This window comes from Flavobacterium sp. CECT 9288, from assembly GCF_918731615.1.
Classification (GTDB): domain Bacteria; phylum Bacteroidota; class Bacteroidia; order Flavobacteriales; family Flavobacteriaceae; genus Flavobacterium.
The window spans coordinates 1999081-2018738 of sequence record NZ_OU957226.1; the positions used below are offsets into that span (position 1 = coordinate 1999081).

Here is a 19658-nt window from a genome sequence, read left to right on the forward strand (position 1 = left end):
ACTAAAATTTAACAAAAATTTAAAACACATTTGTATATACAACAATAATTAATGGTATATTTGTACCGACAAATTACATATATACAAATATGAAAATTGAAGAAATATTAAAATCAACTGTTGCAATGGATAATTCAAAAAAAATTATCCTTAATATTTTGTACACACAAAATGTGATTACAGAAAATTTTAATGAAATATTAAAGCCATTTGAAATATCTAGTGAGCAATACAATGTGTTAAGAATTCTAAGAGGTCAAAAAGGAAATCCAGCAAACATGTCTGTAATTCAAGAGAGAATGCTTGCCAAAACGAGCAACACTACTCGTCTTGTAGACAAATTGCTACTAAAAGAATATGTAACTAGAAAGGTTTGTCCTGATAATCGTAGAAAAATAGAAGTTTTAATTACATCAAAAGGATTAGAGGTTTTATCAGAATTAGATCCAAAAGTAATAGCACATGAACGTTTTTTTGCTCAAAATCTAACATCCGATGAAATTGAACAGTTAAACGCTTTATTAGAAAAATACAGAAAACAATAAATAAAAATAATTATGAGTACTTTTATAGAAAACCAGAATTGGAGATATGCAACTAAAAAATTTGATGCATCAAAAAAAATTACAGCCGAAGATTTGGCTACGCTTAAAGAAGCTATTCGTTTAACAGCATCATCTTATGGATTACAACCCTACAAAATTATTATAGTAGAAAATCCTGAATTACGTGCTCAATTACAGCCTGCTGCCTACGGACAAGCTCAAGTTGTAGATGCCTCACATTTAATTGTTTTTGCAAATGAATTAAACTTTGGTGCTGAAGGGATTGATAATTTTGCAAGAACCATGAGCGAAACTCGCGAAATTCCGTTAGAGAGTATTCAAGGGTACGTAGATTATATGAAAGGAAATATTGTAGGATTGCCAGAAGAAAGTAGAAACTTATGGTCAGCAAAACAAACCTATATTGCCTTAGGAAACTTATTAAACAGTGCAGCTGAATTGAAAATTGATGCTACTCCTATGGAAGGGTTCATCCCTGCTCAGGTTAATGAAATATTAGGACTTGATAAACTAGGTCTAAATGCAACATTACTTGCAACAATAGGATACCGCCATGAAGAAGATGCAACACAGCATTATAAAAAAGTGAGAAAATATAATGAGGATTTATTTATTACACTATAATTTTTTTAATCAACTTTAAACACACTAAAAATGAAAAACTTAAAATCAATTGTATTAGCAGCAGTAATAGCGCTAACAACAGTAACAGTAAACGCTCAAACAAAAGCAGTAGATGTATCTAAAAGTACTATCAACTGGGTTGGAAAAAAAGTAACAGGAGCACATGAAGGTACTATCAATCTTAAAAGCGGAAACCTTGTATTCAAAGGAAAAAAAGTAGCTGGAGGTTCTTTTGTTGTTGATATGACATCAATGACTGTAACTGACTTGAAAGCAGGTCAAGGAAAAGAAAAATTAGAAGGACACTTAAAAGCAGATGACTTTTTTGGAACTGATAAATTTGCAACTTCAACTTTGGTTTTCAAAAAAATAGCAAGCAAATCAGCTAATCTTTACACTGTAACTGCTGATTTAACTATAAAAGGAATTACTAAGCCTGTAACTTTTGATTTGGCTACTACTCCTAATACAGCGACTGCTAATGTTGTTGTTGACAGAACTAAATATAAAATAGAGTACAACTCAGCTAGCATCTTTAGTACTATTGGTGACAAAGCAATCAATGATGATTTCACTTTAGCTGTAAATTTGAAATTCTAATTTCAAATTAAATACCACTCTAAACCCTATCAAGCAATTGATAGGGTTTTGTATTTAAACAAGTTTCTATTATTTATTAACCGTCTCAATAGTTTAACCTTGACTCAAAATATCTTAAAATTATAATTATTAATTGATTAGAAGTAGAATTTCACTTTTAATACAAAATAAATTTAAAATAGCGCAACAAATTAAGTTAAGTTGCATAAAAATAACATACGCTGATTATTCATAATAAACTCATAATATTAAGTAGAGTCTGTCTTAACAGATCATAAGTAAATTTGGATTGTTAAAAACCTCCATATCTTATGATAACCGAACCTACAAAAACAAATATTATGAAACTAAAAATGACACTACTTTTATTACTTTCTTGTTTGTATATTAACGCGCAACAACTTAAAGGAATATTAGGAGAAGACAACTGGTTTAACAATTGGACTAATTTCAAACCCGCTAGTACTGAATATAATGAAGCAACAACGATACTAACTGGGGTTATAAGTAGTAACATGACCTTACAACGTAAAAACACCTATCGATTAATAGGCGTTGTGTACGTTACGAACAAAGCAACACTAACTATTGAGGCAGGTACCGTTATTCGTGGTGATAAAGAAAGCTGTGGAACGCTTGTAATTACAAAAGGTTCTAAAATAATGGCCGAAGGGAATGAAACTGCTCCTATTGTTTTTACTTCTAACAATAATGTTTTATCAAGAAAACCAGGTGATTGGGGTGGAATTGTAATTCTTGGTGATGCTCCTATCAATAGGATTGGCGGAATCGGTTTCTTAGATTTTAATTTAAATCAAGAAGTAAGCTATTACGGTGGAACTAATGAAGAGGACAGTTCTGGAATTTTAAAATATGTACGTATTGAATATTCTGGTAGAAAACTCAAAGAACAAAAAGAACTTAATGGATTATCACTTGCAGGAGTTGGGAATAAGACCAAACTAGAAAATATTCAAATTAGTTTTTCTAATGATGATTCTTTTGAATGTTATGGTGGGAAAGCAACATTAAACAACATAATATCATATAGAGCAACTGATGATGATTTTGATTTTACTCAAGGAGCCCAAGCTAAGATTACCAATAGTGTTGCCATAAGAGATCCTTTTTCAAGTGATGTTGCAGGCTCTAGATGCTTTGAAATAGACAATTATGATAAAATAGAAAACTGTGATTTTACTAAGAAAGCCACACAGGTAACTGCAAATAATATTACTTTATTGAACACACAAGAAAACAATCAAGGGCTTGTAAAAGAAGCAATTTATATTAAAGATAAGTGTTTTTTAACATTAGATAATAGCGTAATACATGGCTTTTCTGCAATTGCTGTTTTAGATTCAAAGATAGGATATATCAGTGAAAATCTAAATCGAGTTAGCTTTAGAGGAGTAATTGCTAATAATTGCTCTGCAAAAATAATTAGTGAAGTAGTTGGGAATAACGTTGAAATAGAAAATTGGTACAGCAACGCCTCCTTCGCATTTGACTATACAACTATACCAACTTTAGATTTTTTCATTCAACCATCATTGAAAAAAACTCCAGATTTCCGCTTAAGATCCTACACAAATTTAGCTAGTAAGTAATTCATATTAAAACCAATGCTAAGTGAAGCTACGTTTTACATTTGTAACAAAAAATAGAAAAAAAAATATTTAATTTTATATTAAAACGTATCATAATTGAATTTACATTTATATATTTGCATTAAATAAAACAACAATGAACACAATTTTAAACAATACTTGGTGGTGGAACAATTTACGTCAAACGTCGTGAACTAAGCTCCTATGGTATTTTTTTAAAACTATAAATATAAAAGGCTTGTCATCACGACAAGCCTTTTTTTTTTGATAAAAATTGACACAACACTTAAAATATAAAAAATTGAAATCATTTACATTACAAACTAAATACAAGCAAATCTTAGCTGACACCATTACCCCAGTGAGTGTATATTTTAAGATTAGAGATAAATTCCCCAATAGTCTTTTACTAGAGAGTAGTGATTATCACGGTAATGACAATAGCTTCTCCTATATTTGTTGCAATCCTATTGCATCCTTAAAAATAGAAAATGAAGTGATTTATAAATCATTCCCTGACGGTAGTTCTGAAAAAATAAATATTGATGCAAGCACTGATATTCCAGCTGTAATTCAAGAATTTTCTGGACAATTTAAATCTGATAAAAACAATTTCAAATTCATAAACAACGGGTTATTTGGATACATTTCGTATGATGCGGTTCGATATTTTGAAAAAGTTACAATCGCAAAAAAAGAAAACAGCAATTCCATTCCTGATGTGTATTATGCGGTTTACCAAAATATTATTGCTATTAACCATTTTAAGAATGAAGCCTTTCTTTTTTGCCACAGCTTAGACGGTCGTAATAATATTGCAGAGATAGAACAACTGCTTCAATCTAGAAATATTGCTTCTTATAAATTTTCAAAAGAAGGTGACGGTTTCTCTAATTTGACTGATGCAGAATTTAAGGAAAATGTAGCTTTGGCTAAAAAACATTGTTTTAGAGGTGATGTGTTTCAACTCGTTTTGTCAAGAAGATTTACGCAAGGCTTTAAAGGTGATGAGTTTAATGTATACCGAGCCTTGAGAAGCATCAACCCTTCTCCTTACCTATTTTTCTTTGATTATGGTGATTTCAAAATTTTTGGAAGCTCTCCCGAAGCTCAAATTGTAGTAAAAGATAGAAAAGCCGAAATTCATCCCATTGCTGGAACTTTTAAACGTACAGGAGATGATGAGAAAGATGCAAACCTTGCCAAACAATTATCTGAAGATAAAAAAGAAAACAGTGAACATGTTATGCTAGTTGACTTAGCCAGAAATGATTTAAGCCGAAATGGTCATGATGTTCAAGTAGAAAAATATAGAGAAATACAATTCTTTTCGCACGTTATTCACTTGGTATCTAAAGTTACAGGACATTTACATGACACAGCCTCAACTATGCAAGTCGTTGCTGATACGTTTCCAGCAGGTACGCTTAGTGGTGCACCAAAACACCGTGCCATGCAACTCATTGAAGAATACGAAAAAACAAGTCGAAATTTTTATGGAGGTGCAATAGGTGTTATGGATTTTGATGGTAATTTCAATCATGCCATTATGATCCGAAGTTTTTTAAGCAAAAATCATCAATTGCATTGTCAAGCGGGTGCCGGAATTGTGGCAAGCTCTGATGAAGAAAGTGAAATGCAAGAAGTATACAATAAATTAAGAGCCTTAAATGCCGCATTAGATTTAGCCGAAACGATTTAAATCCAATTCTAATAAATTCCTTGTAAAAGGATTTAATTTTCAAGAAAATATTAAAATAAAAAACAAAATGAGCAACAATATAACCACTCTATCTACTTCAACAACTGCTGTAAGAAAGCAAGTTTTAGTCATTGATAATTACGATAGTTTCACCTATAATTTGGTACATTATCTTGAAGATTTAGACTGTGAAGTTACCGTTTATAGAAACGATCAATTTGATATTGATGAAATTTCAGTTTTCGATAAAATTCTGCTTTCACCAGGGCCTGGAATTCCTGAAGAAGCGGGTTTGTTAAAAGAAGTGATTCGCAAATATGGACCTACCAAGAGTATTTTTGGAGTCTGTCTAGGGCAGCAAGCCATAGGTGAGGTTTACGGTGGAACCCTTTCTAATCTTGACAAAGTATATCATGGTGTTGCCTCTATGGTAGAAACTACCGTGACTGATGAACTTCTTTTTGAAGGTTTAGGAAACTCCTTTGAGGTAGGGCGTTACCATTCTTGGGTTGTAGATACAAATTTACCTGATGTTTTGGAGATTACCTCTCTTGACGAAAATGGACAAATAATGTCTCTGCGTCACAAAACATATGATGTACGTGGGGTGCAGTTTCACCCTGAAAGTGTATTGACACCTAACGGAAAACGAATTTTGGAAAACTGGATTAAAAATTAGTTTCAAAAAATTTCCTAGTAAAACATCACACAAAAAGTTTACCATTAAGAACAACTATCAAAAATGAAAAACATATTAAACCGATTGATCAATCACGAAACCCTTTCTAGAGAGGAAGCGAAAAACGTATTGATTACTATTTCAAACGGAGGTTACAACAACAGCCAAATAGCTTCTTTCCTTACCGTTTACATGATGCGTAGCATCACTATTGAGGAGCTTGCTGGCTTTAGAGAAGCGCTTTTAGAATTGTGTATTCGAGTTGATCTATTTGCTTACAACACTATAGATCTTTGTGGTACTGGCGGTGATGGTAAGGATACGTTTAATATTTCGACATTAGCATCGTTTGTAGCGGCAGGTGCCGGAATAAAAGTAGCTAAACATGGCAATTACGGTGTTTCATCTATTTCAGGATCTAGTAACGTAATGGAAAAACTAGGTATCCGTTTTAGTAATGACAATGCTTTTCTAGAAAGTTGTATGGACCAAGCTGGGATTTGTATTTTACACGCACCCTTATTTCATCCTGCAATGAAAAACGTGGGTCCTATTAGAAAAGAACTGGCTGTAAAAACATTTTTTAATATGCTAGGACCTATGGTGAATCCATCTTTTCCAAAAAATCAATTGGTAGGTGTTTTTAACTTAGAACTAGCCCGAATGTATGCGTATTTGTATCAAAATACAGATGTAAACTTCACCATACTTCATTCTTTAGATGGATATGATGAAATATCCCTGACTGGCGCTTCAAAAACAATATCAAAAACCAAAGAAGGGATGTTGAATCCCGAAGATTTTGGTGTAAACCTACTGACCCAAAAAGAAATTGAAGGCGGAACAACCATTGAAGAATCAGCTCAAATGTTTACCACAATTATTGCTGGAAAAGGAACCGAAGCTCAAAATAATGTCGTCTGTGCCAATGCTGCAATGGCTATTGCAACGGTTACAAATTGCTCGCCTTTAGAAGGATTTCAAATAGCAAAAGAAAGTTTATTATCTGGTAAAGGACTTTTATCTTTGAAGAAATTACAAGAATTAAGCAAATAAAATAGTTTAAAATTAAGGCTGTTGGAATTTCAAACACCTTTAAAATTAAACAAAGTAAATTTTAAACAAAAAATTGAATGAATATCCTAGATAAAATTATAATTGACAAAAAAAGAGAAGTGATTCTCAAAAAAACAATAATTCCGGTATCGCAGCTAGAATCCTCAGTATTTTTCACAAAAAAAACAATTTCATTAAGTCGGTCACTTAGAGCCAGTAACTCTGGAATAATTGCTGAACACAAACGCAGGTCACCATCAAAAGCTGAAATTAATTATAATTTTACGGTTGAAGAAGTGGTAAAAGGATATGAAACTGCAGGTGCTTGTGGGATATCGGTACTTACTGATGGGAAGTATTTTGGTGGTTCTCTTGATGATTTACTTTTGGCTAGAGCAACAGTCAACATTCCGCTTTTGCGCAAAGAATTTATAGTTGATGAATACCAAATTCTAGAAGCAAAAGCTCACGGCGCCGATTTAATTTTACTAATCGCTGCGGTTTTAACACGAGAGGAAATCAAACATTTATCTGAGTTTGCACATAGTTTAGGACTAGAAGTGTTACTTGAAGTTCATGATCTAGAGGAGCTTGAAAAATCTATTATGCCGTCACTTGACATGATAGGAGTTAACAATAGAAATTTAAAAACTTTTGAAGTGAGTTTGGATTTCAGCAAGCAACTCGCTTCACAAATTCCAGATGATTTTGTAAAAGTATCCGAGAGTGGAATTGCTAGCGTGGAAGCTATTAACGAACTCAAACCGTATGGTTTTAAAGGATTTTTGATAGGAGAAAATTTTATGAAAACAGACAATGCAGGAAAAGCAGCTACTGAATTTATCCAGAAACTACTTTCTTAATTTACAAAAATAAAACACAACAATTAAAACAGGTAGTCATTATGCAACCTTCAATAAATAACCCAAATACAACTCCCCTTTCGTCTCCCGTTATGTCAGGAAAAATGGGTGTAAAAGTAAAAGTTTGTGGCATGAAATATCCGGAAAACATTTTGGAACTTGCTGCCCTACAACCTGATTATTTGGGATTTATTTTTTGGGATAGATCAAGTCGTTATTTTGATGGAGAGATGCCTGCAATATCAGCATCCATAAAAAAAGTGGGGGTATTTGTACAAGAGGAAATCGAAGTAATTTTGGCGAAAGCCGAAAAATATAATTTACAAGCTATACAATTGCATGGAAATGAGTCGGTTGCTTTTTGTAGTGATTTGAAAGAAAAATTAAAAGAAAAAAAAATAGAAATCATCAAGGTTTTCTCGGTTAATGACACCTTTGATTTTCAAAACCTAGAACCTTTTGAAACGGTATGCGATTACTTTTTATTTGATACCAAAGGCAAACTTCCGGGTGGGAACGGAAATACATTTGACTGGCGGGTTTTAGAAAAATATCCTTCGCTTAAACCGTTTTTTTTAAGTGGTGGGATAAGCCTTGATGAGGTTGAATCTATAAAACAAATCTTGAATACCAATTTACCAATTCACGCTCTAGACTTAAACAGTAAATTTGAAACAGAGCCTGGATTAAAAGACATTACATTATTACAAAAGTTGCAACATAATTTACAACTTTAACTTTTAAACATACACAAAATGAGTTACAACGTTAATGAAAAAGGATATTATGGAGAATTTGGTGGTGCATTCATTCCTGAAATGTTATACCCAAATGTAGAAGAACTTCGTCAAAATTACTTGAAAATCACCGCAGAACCTGAATTTCAAGAAGAGTTTGATGCCTTGCTAAAAGAGTATGTAGGCCGCCCTACTCCTTTGTATTTTGCGAAACGCTTATCCGAAGAATACAATACTAAAATTTACCTCAAAAGAGAAGATTTGTGTCACACGGGTGCGCACAAAGTAAACAACACCATAGGTCAAATACTCCTAGCCAAACGATTGGGCAAAAAAAGAATTATTGCCGAGACTGGCGCTGGACAACACGGTGTAGCTACGGCAACTGTATGTGCCTTAATGGGACTTGAATGTATTGTGTACATGGGTGAAGTAGATATAAAAAGACAAGCGCCAAACGTAGCCCGAATGAAAATGCTTGGCGCCGAAGTAAGACCTGCAAAGTCTGGATCCAAAACCTTGAAAGATGCTACTAATGAAGCTATTAGAGACTGGATTAACAATCCTTTAGATACGTATTACATCATAGGATCGGTAGTGGGACCACACCCTTATCCTGATATGGTGGCGCGTTTTCAAAGTGTCATTTCCAAAGAAATAAAAGAGCAATTACTTGAAAAAGAAGGCAAAGAAAACCCAGATTACGTCATTGCCTGCGTAGGCGGTGGTAGTAATGCTGCAGGAACGTATTATCATTTCCTGGACGAAAAAGAAGTCAACATTATTGCTGTAGAAGCAGCTGGACTAGGCGTAGATTCAGGGGAAAGCGCAGCCACATCAGCACTAGGAAAAATAGGCGTTATTCATGGTAGTAAAACACTATTAATGCAAACCAACGATGGACAAATAACAGAGCCTTACTCCATATCAGCTGGACTTGATTATCCTGGTGTTGGCCCCATGCACGCTAATTTATACACTACTGGAAGAGCTCAATTTATCTCAATTACAGATGCACAAGCCATGGACTGGGGTATCAAATTATCTAAAATGGAGGGCTTAATTCCTGCCATAGAAAGTGCACACGCCTTTGCAGTATTAGACGAAATGAAATTCAAGAAAGACGATATTGTAGTAATTAATCTCTCTGGCCGTGGTGACAAGGATTTAAATACTTACATAGATTATTTTAAATTATAATTTAGTACACTATTATCCTGTGAGATGTTTTTTTTGACTTAATTTTAGGGCGTTCCCTCGCCGAAAAAAGCGAGGTCAGGCTGTACGCTAAATTCCCGATTAACAAAAACTACGGCAAAAGCCTTGTTTTTCTAAACCGGGAGATACCGCTGCAATCCTTAACGCAATCAAGAATAGCATATCACGTTTTAAATTAAATTTGTCAAACCCACATTATGGAAAAATTATTTGCTTACGGTAGTTTACAAAACGAGGACGTACAAAAAGACCTGTTTGGGCGCATTCTAGAGGGCACTCCAGAAACATTAATAGGTTATGTGGTAAAACAAATTCAAATTGAAGAAGAATTTGGCATTGTCAACTACCCCATCATTACCCAAACAGAAAATCAAGAAGACACTATAAACGGTATTGTGTACGACATCAGTACTAAGGAGTTACATCAATCTGATTTATATGAAGGGCTGCATTATAAAAGAGTTGAAGTGCAATTACAGTCAAACCAGAAAGCTTGGGCCTACAGTGCCGTAATTTAAATATAAATAAGCCTTTCACTAAACCCTAATCAAAAAGGGAAATTAATATATCATGAACAGAATTAATAAAAAATTACAAGAAAACAATAAAATCCTTTCCATTTACTTTTCTGCGGGGTATCCTAGCTTGAATGATACCGTACAAATAATCCAAGACTTAGAAAAAAATGGAGTTGACATGATTGAAATTGGACTGCCTTTTAGTGATCCGCTAGCAGATGGCCCTACTATTCAAGAAAGCTCTACCCAAGCCTTGCATAACGGGATGACTACGCAAGTGTTATTTGACCAATTAGAAAAAATAAGAGAGACAGTTTCCATACCGCTTATCATCATGGGCTACTTTAACCCTATGTTGCAATACGGAATTGAAAATTTTTGTCAAAAATGTGCTGCAATAGGAATAGACGGATTAATCATTCCAGATTTACCCGTAGATGTATACGCTGATTCTTACAAAGATATATTTGAAAAATACGGTCTTAAAAATATTTTCTTAATAACACCACAAACTTCTGTAGAACGCATTCATTTCATAGACAGCGTCTCTGATGCATTTATCTACATGGTTAGTTCAGCCAGTGTTACCGGTTCTCAAACTGGTTTTGGAGCCACACAAGAAGCATATTTCAAACGAATTGCCGACATGAATTTGAAAAACCCACAAGTTATAGGCTTTGGAATCAACAATGCCGAAACTTTTAATCAGGCCACACAATTTGCAAAAGGAGCCATTATAGGCAGTGCGTTTATTCAGGATTTAACTAAAAACGGAACCCAAAATATAGCAACATTTGTAAAAAGTATTCGATAATCAGTTTAAAAATAGCTAACGGCGTTTCAGTGTAACTTGAAGCGCCGTTTTTTTTGTAAACCAATTAAAAGATTACAATAATTCCAGTTCTATTAGCTATTTAAATAGACAACAGAAGAACGTTGATAATGAACAATTACAGTTCAATTATTTTATAAAATAATTATGCATATTAAGTCTTTTTAAATTAAAAATTAAGTTAAGAATTCATTGCATTATTTCATTTAGAACTTCAGAAAAACAAACTTACTTTACACAAAATTTAGAACGAAAAGTATTTACTAAATAAAGATTCATTAGATCCTTTTATTAGAAAAATTAAATACATTTGACATTAAAAGATAGAACATATCCCCGCATAAACATATAATTTAATTTTAAAAAAAGGGTTATTTTATGTTTAGACAAATTGGTAGCAATTTATTGAACGAACTGCAAAATTATCTTAAGAATAAATATGACAAAATCAGACAAATTATCACTTTTTTTTAGTAATGAATTTCCTTTTAACAAAGAAGGTTTAGATGAATTTGTAAATACTTTTACTGTAAAATCATTCAAAAAAGGGGAAATCATTTTAGAAAATGGAAAAGTAGAAAATGAACTTCGTTTTTTAGATCAAGGAATAATCCGAGAATATTATGCAACCACCGACAAAGAAAAAAATATCAATTTTTTTACAGATGCCGGTTTTATAACCGATTTTTCATCCTTTGCACACGCTACCGCTACAAAAAAATACCAAGAATGTTTAACTGATGTTGATTTGAGAGTTTTATCAAAAGAAATATTTTCGACATTTACTAACCAATACAATTGTGGTAAGTTATTTGTTGAAACCATTTTTCAACGAATTGTTGTCAATAAAGAAACCGAAGAATTCAACCATTTTGTAAATACCGCCGAAGAATTATATCTCGATATTATGAAGACAAAACCGGACTGGTTACTACAAATACCACAATATCATATTGCTTCGTATTTAGGAATCACTCCTGAAACATTAAGCAGAATTAGAAAACGAATATAGCCTACAACCATTTTACATTTGCTGGATCTAATAAAAAAATATTCGTAGCCAATTCCTTTTGTATAGTTGAAGCATCATTATGTCCAGCATATATTGGCATATCGATTGTTTTATATCTATCTCTAAATAACATCAAACTGTTCTTCATATCCTCAGGATTGGAGCCAGGCCAGTCTATTCTCCCAATAGTTCCTTTGAAAATAAAATCACCAGTCAGCATAAATTCTCCAAAATCAAAAACAGTACAACCAATGCTATGACCAGGATAAATACCGGTTGTAAAAATAAAGTTTTCTATTTGATAGGTGGTTTGATCTTCCAAAATTTTTACTGGAACATCCAAAATAGTTTCCTCTAGTCCAAAATGTTGAGAACCAATAAAACTAAGATTGCGCACACGATCTCCAAACAATTCTTTTGAATTTTCAGAAGCCCAAACATCGACTCTGTATAAATCCATAAAATGTTGTACACAAAAAATATGATCCTGATGCGCATGTGTTACCAATATACCTACAACTTTCAAACCTAAAAAAACAATTTTTTGTTCGATTGCTTGAGGATCAAAACTGGGGTCAACAATTAATGCATTGTTATGATTATCAATTATTAAGTAAGAATTTGTTGCAAAAATAGTATTCGATAGTACTTCAACTTTATAATTCATTTTTGTAATTTTTATTATTGCAAAAATAATATTGAATAAATTTAGATGCATTGATTCAAATCAATATCGAGTAAACTTTATTTTTTTCATTTATTGATTTCAATCAATGGAATCTATTGTGCCAATAAGCAACTTTGTTCTTTCAATTTAAAACATCAAAAAATGAAAATACACCATTTGCGAAATGCCACTATGATCATAGAAACGGGAGACAAAGTAATTTTAGTTGACCCTATGCTTGGAAAAAAAGGAACTGCTGGACCCACGTTTACACTTTTCCGTTTCAAACCTCAACGAAATCCTATTGTGGATTTACCAAGCAATGCAATGGATATTGTTGAAAAAACAACCCATTGCTTACTTACACATCTGCACCCAGATCATTTAGACAAGGAGGCTGAAAATTTTCTTCGCTCCAAACAAGTTCCTGTTATTTGTAGCATAAAAGACGAAGATGCATTAATAAAAAAAGGTTTAAAAGTTTCTCAGACTATAGAATATTGGATAACAAACCCTTTTTTAGGAGGGACAATTCAAGGGATTCCAGCCGTTCATGGTTATGGATTTGTAGCTAAACCAATGGGAAATGTTATGGGTTTTTACCTAAAATTACCGAATGAAAAATCAATCTATTTAAGTGCAGATACCATTTATACAGACGATGTGCATAAAGTACTAACGCAATTAAAACCAGAAATTGCAGTTGTAGCTTGTGGAACGGCTCAATTAGATATTTTTCAACCTTTGTTAATGCGAATGGATGACATTTTGAAGTTTGTAAAAAATGCACCAAACCAAGTAATCGCCAATCATTTAGAAGCAGTAAATCATTGCCCGACGACACGACAACAATTAGAAATAGAAGTTTCAAAAATTGGACTTTCTGACAAGGTTTTTATTCCAAATGATGGAGAAAGTAGGCTATTTTAATAAACTAAGTACAAATGATTTTATAGAAAAACAGCCAGTAAATCAATGTCATATTTTTTATATCATCAATGATTTGAAAGGGATTTAAAATTCTACACTTGTAATTGCTAACTTTGCAAAGCAGCAAAATATAAATACGAATTATAGAATTAAAGCTTAAAACAAGTACTATGTTTAAGAAAAATCAACTGTTGGAATACTTAAAACAATACAATTTATTTACAGATAGTGAAATAAATGAATTTATGAGTTTAGCGACTATTTCTACGATAAAAAAAGGAGATTTTTTCATTAAACAAGATGAAATCTGTACCACGCTTTCCTTCGTGAATTTTGGTATTTTTCGATCATTTTATTATTCTAATAATGACGAAGAAATAACCTATTGTTTTACCTTTCCTAATACATTATTAGTGGCTTATTCTTCATTTATTACACAGAAGAAATCAGAAGAAAATTTACAAGCTTTAACCGATTCTGAAATAATTTCAATTTCAAAAAAAGAATTAGAAAACCTTGCGGAATCAAACAATAAATGGTTGAATTTTTTAAAAATAATTGCTGAAAAAGAATATGTTGAACTCGAAAAATGGATATTTAATCATCAAAAATCCAACGCCCAAAAACGATATGTAGATTTGATACACAACCATCCACAATTTGTACAACAAATTCCACTTCACTATATAGCGTCCTATCTTGGAATTACTCAAAGACATTTAAGTAGAATAAGAGCATCGATTTAATTATTAGACAAATGTCCTACGTGCTTAGTAGGGCAGGAGTGTAATTTTGCACTTCAAATTAAAAATAATTAAATATATGAAAACAGTAATTTTAATAGGTGCTAATGGGAAAATGGGAAAAGCAGCACTTACAGGTTTAGGAAAACACAAAGTGATTACAGCAGGTCGCTCTCAAGACGGTTGTGACTTCCAAGTTGACATTACCAGTGAAGAATCTTTGAGAAAATTATTCAAGGAGGTTGGTCACTTTGATGCAGTTGTGAATACAGTTGGCGTATGTGAATATGCAACCTTCGAGGAAATGACTGAAGCGCAATGGATGACTACAGTAATGAGTAAAATGATGGGGCAAATCAATATTGTTAGAATAGGTCAGGAATACATTGCTGATAAAGGTTCCTTTACGCTTATTACAGGTATACTAAATTTAAAGCCAATTCCTTTTGCTATTGCAGATGCAACTACAAGTGGTGCCATTGATACCTTTGTAAAATGTGTATCCTTCGAAATGCCAAGAGGTATTCGTGTAAATTCAGTAAATCCAACAGTTTTAGCGGAGGCTTGGGATGTTTACGGCGATATGATGCCAGGATTTCAACCTGTACCAAGTGCATTGGTTGGTAAAGCGTTTGAGCGATCGGTTGATGGATTTATTACTGGTCAAGTGATACTTGTTGATGCATAATTAACAAAAATTACAGCATATAGTCTTTTCAAAAAAGAAATTGACTATATGCTGTTTATTATAAAATAAAAAGAAAATCAAAAATGAACTTTCAAATACAGAATAGCAACAGTACCGATACCGACGAAATTTTCCGTTTATACAAAATCGCAACCGATTTTCAGAAGACGAGATTTACCCATCACTGGCCAGAATTTGACAGACAACTTATTGAAACTGAAATTTTAGAAAACAGACAATGGAAAGTAGTGGTTGATGGTAAAATTGCTTGTGTCTGGGCGACAACTTTTGACGATCCACAAATTTGGGAGGAACGTAACGAAGAACCAGCTATTTACATTCACCGAATAGCAACCAGTCCTGATTTTCGCGGACAAAATTTAGTGGGTAAAATCGTTGAGTGGGCAAAAATTTATGCTATTGAAAATCAAAAAAAATTCATTAGAATGGATACAGTTGGCGATAATTCAGGATTGATTAATTACTACACAAAATGTGGCTTTGAGTTTTTAGGTTTATTAAAACTTAAAAATACTGAAGGACTTCCTGCACATTATGACAACGCAACGGTTAGTTTATTTCAAATGGATTTACTTCCGAAATAACAAAATCAAATAAACAGTTCCCACTAATCAAGGAACGGAGTATACCTAGCATATCAACGTTTGTTTGGCGCATCATGATAAAAAATATCGAATCCATGAGTTTTGATTCAAATAGTGATGCGTTCAAGAGGTTTTTTATAAAACCTTGTATTAAAATCTATTTTAAAAATCGATAAACAATACAAATGGGTCAACACAACGTTATTGATTATCTAAAATTATAGCCTCGTCTATTCTTGAAAACTTTTTTGAAATTCAAAAATCCTTATGATATTACATCCCTAAAATACGAAAAATCCTGTTTTAATAACAAGTTTTTGTTATATTTGTTTCTATAAAACCTCAATTGAAGTATTAAAAAACGAATTCAACAAAAGAAAACAAATAATGAATGACATTAATTTATTGGTTATTACAACTTCTATTTCTTTGTTCATTTCATTGTTTCTTGCCATTTTTCTATTATCCGTTAAAACAAAACAAAAAACAAGCAATGCCCTTTTTGCAACGTTTTTAATTATAACTGCAATAGATTTAAGTGGACCTTTGCTAAGTTTAATCGTTCAAAATCTATCAAATCTAGGAATGCTTAGAAATACATTGGCGTTCTTACAAATTCCTATTTTTTATCTGTATGTTTTATCAGTTTGCTATTCCGATTTTAAGCTTAAGCCTAAATACCTATTGCATCTGCTACCATTTTTGTTGGCAAATGTTATTTTATTGCCTCGTTTTTACTTCGTAAATGTAGCTTCTAAAATTAATCTGCTGCAAAATCGTCAAAGTGTACTTGAATTGCAATTCAACCATATTCTTTTTCATACTCAAATCGTTGTTTATCTTATTGCTGTTTTTATGCTATTGCGAAAAACAAAAAAAATATACCTTGAAAATTATGCAGGAGCTAATATTAAATCATACAAGTGGTTGTTCCAGTTTACAATAGCACTAACCATTTTATATTTGATTGCGCTTGTAAAAAACATTTTTAAATTTTCACAATATGAATACATTTCTGAATGGGTAAATAGCGGACTCCTAATTTTTCAGTTGTTTATTACTTGTTGGTATTTATTGAAAGCATTAAACAATCCTAGTTTATTTCGAAATATCGATTCAAAATTAAAATTAGTTGCTGATATTATTCTGGAAGATAAAGTGGAGGAGCCTTTGGCAGAAAATGAAAAAAAGCAAGATGAAACGTTATCGAAATTACAACAGTTTATGATGGCTGAAAAACCTTATCTAAATCCTTCATTAACTATTCAAGATATTTCCAATACAATTCAAATCCCAACTCGAGAGTTATCCATTTTAATCAATCATCACTTAAACCAGCATTTTTATGATTTCGTTAATTCCTACCGTATAGAACAAGCGATGGAAATTTTAAAAGATACTACAAAAAGCAAGGTAACTATTTTAGAAATTTTGTACCAAGTAGGTTTTAATTCAAAATCTTCTTTTAATACGGCTTTTAAAAAGCATACTGGTTACACACCTACTGATTATCGTAAAACATTATAAACCAGATTTTTGTAATTATTCGTACTTGTTATTTAATTTACTCGTACTTATTTTTTAAAACAAAAGCGTTCGAATACTTCCACTCGGTCGCCTAGTCTTGATTTCTGTCTCAAATTTGTATCGAAATAATTTTTTAACTAAAAAAAAAAAACGATACAATGAAAACTTCTTTAAAATTTTTAGCAGTGCTATTACTAACAAGCACTTTCTCTTTTGCACAGGACATTTCTAAAAGAGTAGATTCTATAATAAAAGATAATTATCAAAAAAATCCTAACATAAGTATTAGCGTTGGTGTAATTAAAAACAACGAAGAATTCTTCACCTCATATGGCAAACTAAGTAAAGAAAGTCCAATTGATGTAGACAAAAATTCCTTATTCGAACTTGCCTCTATCACTAAAATATTAACTTCTAATTTGATTGCACAAGCGACTGTTGAAAACAAAATAAAATTGGACGACTATATAGACAATTACCTTCCTAAACAATATGTTTTAGATAAAAATCTTAAAAACAAGATAAAAATATCAGATTTAGCTTCTCATCAATCTGGTTTGACTGATATTGATTTTAGAAAGTTGATAGAGATAAATCCGCAACAGCCTGTAAGTAGTGTCACTCAAAAAACACTAACCGACATCATCAATACTTGTACTGAACTGAAAGATTATGGTAAATATCGCTATTCTACTATTGGCTATACTTTATTGGGACAAATTTTAGAGAAAGTCTATGGTAAAAGTTATGATGTAATTATTAGAGAGAAAATGTTAGTGCCATTAAAAATGACCCAAACCATGACTAAGGACTTTAACGTGAAAAATAGAGCAATGGGTTACAATGCTGATGGTGGCACTCAAGAATTATTTGAATGGAATGTAACAGCACCTGCTGGATTAGTAAAATCAAACGCTAGGGATATGATTACCTATTTAAAAGCAGTTTTAAATAAAGAAACTAAAGTAGGTATAGCATCCATAGTTACAGAAAAAATAATTTATAAAGATGAAAAGAGAGAAATGGGATTGGGTTTAAACATCGTAAGTGATGACAAAAATACTATTTACATGAAGTCTGGAGATTCTATGGGTCAATGTTCTATTCTATGTTACAATAGAGCTCAAAACTGGGGCATTATAATATTGCTTAATCAAAGAAATTCTAAAATGAGACAAGACCTTTTGGACAAAATTCATAATACAATTTTAAAATAAAAAAATCAGATACCATGAAAAACCCTTTTTATTTACTACTTTTTTTAGTAACGATCTCGAGTGGTCAAACAAATAATAAATCATTGACAAAAAAGAGAGATTACAGCTTTCTTACGGATACTTTAAACATTGATAAACAATTAGAAAAACACAAATTGGCGGGATTTAGTGTGGTTGTTTTTGAAAACTATGAAATCGTTTATTCGAAGCAATTTGGTGTAAAATCGGTAAATTCCAAAGAAAAGATAGATGAAAACACTGCTTTTTCAACAGCATCAATTTCAAAACCAATAACGGCTCTTCTTTGTTTTATTTTAGAAGAAAAAGGCTTGATTAATTTAGATGAACCCATAGATAACTACCTAAAACGTTGGCATTTGCCAAAAAGTAAGTTCACACAAAATAATAGTCCAACTTGGAAACAATTTTTCAATCATACAGCTGGTACAAGTCAAGGTGGGTTTGCCGACTATTATGAAGGAGACACAATTCCAACAATAAAGCAAAGTCTTTTAGGACAGATTCCGAGATACGATAAAAAAATTGAATTCTTGTTTACGCCTGGTACTAGTTTTGAATATAGCGGTGGTGGTTATACCATTATTCAAATGGCATTAGAAGACACTTTGAAAAAATCTATTGCTGAGCTTGCAGAAGAACATATTTTTGGACCTCTTGGTTTGAAAAACACAACAATGATTCAGCCAAATGAAAATGGATTTTTAACTAATGTGGCTCTTGTTCATGATAAAGACGGGAAAGTGATTAAAACAGGATTGCCAATTACGCCACAAGTAGCGGCATCAGGCATGTGGTCTACACCAACTGATTTAGCTAAACTTGCCATTGAAATTCAAAATGCGTTACGCAATAAAAACAATAAAGTAATTTCTAATACTGTGGCAAAAGAAGTAACAGCAGTCACCGCGTTAAAAAATGCTGTTGGCGGCTGGGGCTATGGATGGCAAAAGTCTTTCGGTTACAATAACTATGATTGGTTTTCGTGTAATGGTTCTAATACAGGAGTTGGTGGTAATATTTTAGCAACAATGACTGATGGCAACGGATTAATATATCTTGCCAATGGTGAAAAACCCAATCGTTTTCCTGTGATGAATTATACTCGAAATAAAATTCTGAAAGTAATGGATTGGAACAAAGCATCTACTGATGACATTCAAGAAATACCTGCAAGTTTGAAGAAAAACTAATTGGAACTTATGATGATTTTCTTTATGGTCAAGGAATGGAAACTAAGATAGTT

Annotated in this window: 21 protein-coding genes; 20 read left to right on the forward strand and 1 reads right to left on the reverse strand. The window is 32.3% G+C overall.

Annotated features, from left to right (window positions below):
- The first annotated feature begins 89 nt into the window (after positions 1–89).
- The 13 genes from LQ189_RS08790 (at position 90) to LQ189_RS08850 (ending at position 12017) form a co-directional block, all read left to right on the forward strand.
- Positions 90–545, forward strand: a complete 456-nt coding sequence (locus LQ189_RS08790; RefSeq protein ID WP_230155870.1) for a MarR family winged helix-turn-helix transcriptional regulator — start codon at positions 90–92, stop codon at positions 543–545.
- Positions 546–557: 12 nt separating this feature from the next.
- Entirely contained in the window at positions 558–1190 is a 633-nt protein-coding gene (locus LQ189_RS08795) for an NAD(P)H-dependent oxidoreductase (RefSeq protein WP_230155872.1), read from the forward strand.
- Positions 1191–1220: 30 nt separating this feature from the next.
- Positions 1221–1790: a YceI family protein gene (locus tag LQ189_RS08800; RefSeq protein WP_230155874.1), complete on the forward strand. Its 570-nt coding sequence runs from the start codon at positions 1221–1223 to the stop codon at positions 1788–1790.
- A 341-nt stretch (positions 1791–2131) separates the two neighbouring features.
- Entirely contained in the window at positions 2132–3400 is a 1269-nt protein-coding gene (locus LQ189_RS08805; RefSeq protein ID WP_086454062.1) for a hypothetical protein, read from the forward strand.
- Positions 3401–3701: 301 nt separating this feature from the next.
- Positions 3702–5102 carry an anthranilate synthase component I family protein gene (locus LQ189_RS08810; protein ID WP_230155877.1) on the forward strand — a complete coding sequence of 467 codons (1401 nt, stop codon included), beginning with the start codon at positions 3702–3704 and terminating at the stop codon, positions 5100–5102.
- Between the two features lie 67 nt (positions 5103–5169).
- On the forward strand, positions 5170–5781 hold the full coding sequence (locus tag LQ189_RS08815) for an aminodeoxychorismate/anthranilate synthase component II (RefSeq protein WP_230155879.1): 612 nt from the start codon (positions 5170–5172) through the stop codon (positions 5779–5781).
- Between the two features lie 63 nt (positions 5782–5844).
- Entirely contained in the window at positions 5845–6837 is a 993-nt protein-coding gene (trpD, locus tag LQ189_RS08820) for an anthranilate phosphoribosyltransferase (protein ID WP_230155881.1), read from the forward strand.
- Positions 6838–6914: 77 nt separating this feature from the next.
- The gene (trpC, locus tag LQ189_RS08825; protein ID WP_230155883.1) at positions 6915–7700 is read left to right on the forward strand and encodes an indole-3-glycerol phosphate synthase TrpC; all 786 of its coding nucleotides are present in this window, start codon (positions 6915–6917) and stop codon (positions 7698–7700) included.
- A 92-nt stretch (positions 7701–7792) separates the two neighbouring features.
- A complete protein-coding gene (locus LQ189_RS08830; protein WP_370634892.1) occupies positions 7793–8437 on the forward strand; it encodes a phosphoribosylanthranilate isomerase in 645 nt (214 codons plus the stop codon).
- An 18-nt stretch (positions 8438–8455) separates the two neighbouring features.
- Complete coding sequence (gene trpB / locus LQ189_RS08835; RefSeq protein ID WP_230155885.1) at positions 8456–9637, forward strand: tryptophan synthase subunit beta; 1182 nt, start codon at positions 8456–8458, stop codon at positions 9635–9637.
- 215 nt (positions 9638–9852) lie between these two features.
- Positions 9853–10173 (forward strand): gamma-glutamylcyclotransferase family protein, encoded by a 321-nt coding sequence (locus LQ189_RS08840; RefSeq protein WP_230155887.1) that lies wholly within the window; start codon positions 9853–9855, stop codon positions 10171–10173.
- Between the two features lie 52 nt (positions 10174–10225).
- On the forward strand, positions 10226–10987 hold the full coding sequence (gene trpA / locus LQ189_RS08845) for a tryptophan synthase subunit alpha (RefSeq protein WP_230155898.1): 762 nt from the start codon (positions 10226–10228) through the stop codon (positions 10985–10987).
- A gap of 457 nt (positions 10988–11444) precedes the next feature.
- Entirely contained in the window at positions 11445–12017 is a 573-nt protein-coding gene (locus LQ189_RS08850; protein WP_221917235.1) for a Crp/Fnr family transcriptional regulator, read from the forward strand.
- A 1-nt stretch (position 12018) separates the two neighbouring features.
- On the opposite strand, the gene LQ189_RS08855 is transcribed toward LQ189_RS08850, so the two are convergent.
- Positions 12019–12684 (reverse strand): MBL fold metallo-hydrolase, encoded by a 666-nt coding sequence (locus LQ189_RS08855; RefSeq protein WP_230155900.1) that lies wholly within the window; start codon positions 12682–12684, stop codon positions 12019–12021.
- Positions 12685–12846: 162 nt separating this feature from the next.
- Here LQ189_RS08855 and LQ189_RS08860 point away from each other — a divergent pair, with 162 nt between their 5' ends.
- The 7 genes from LQ189_RS08860 to LQ189_RS08890 all read left to right on the forward strand — a co-directional run bounded on the left by LQ189_RS08860 (position 12847) and on the right by LQ189_RS08890 (position 19605).
- Positions 12847–13614 carry an MBL fold metallo-hydrolase gene (locus LQ189_RS08860; RefSeq protein ID WP_230155901.1) on the forward strand — a complete coding sequence of 256 codons (768 nt, stop codon included), beginning with the start codon at positions 12847–12849 and terminating at the stop codon, positions 13612–13614.
- 170 nt (positions 13615–13784) lie between these two features.
- Positions 13785–14360 (forward strand): Crp/Fnr family transcriptional regulator, encoded by a 576-nt coding sequence (locus tag LQ189_RS08865; protein WP_230155902.1) that lies wholly within the window; start codon positions 13785–13787, stop codon positions 14358–14360.
- A gap of 76 nt (positions 14361–14436) precedes the next feature.
- Entirely contained in the window at positions 14437–15045 is a 609-nt protein-coding gene (locus LQ189_RS08870; protein WP_221917238.1) for a short chain dehydrogenase, read from the forward strand.
- Between the two features lie 83 nt (positions 15046–15128).
- A complete protein-coding gene (locus tag LQ189_RS08875) occupies positions 15129–15650 on the forward strand; it encodes a GNAT family N-acetyltransferase (RefSeq protein WP_230155903.1) in 522 nt (173 codons plus the stop codon).
- A 387-nt stretch (positions 15651–16037) separates the two neighbouring features.
- Positions 16038–17177, forward strand: coding sequence for an AraC family transcriptional regulator (locus tag LQ189_RS08880; RefSeq protein ID WP_230155904.1), 1140 nt, complete (start codon positions 16038–16040; stop codon positions 17175–17177).
- Between the two features lie 158 nt (positions 17178–17335).
- A complete protein-coding gene (locus LQ189_RS08885; protein ID WP_230155905.1) occupies positions 17336–18394 on the forward strand; it encodes a serine hydrolase in 1059 nt (352 codons plus the stop codon).
- A gap of 14 nt (positions 18395–18408) precedes the next feature.
- Positions 18409–19605, forward strand: a complete 1197-nt coding sequence (locus LQ189_RS08890; protein ID WP_230155913.1) for a serine hydrolase — start codon at positions 18409–18411, stop codon at positions 19603–19605.
- Positions 19606–19658 lie beyond the last annotated feature (53 nt).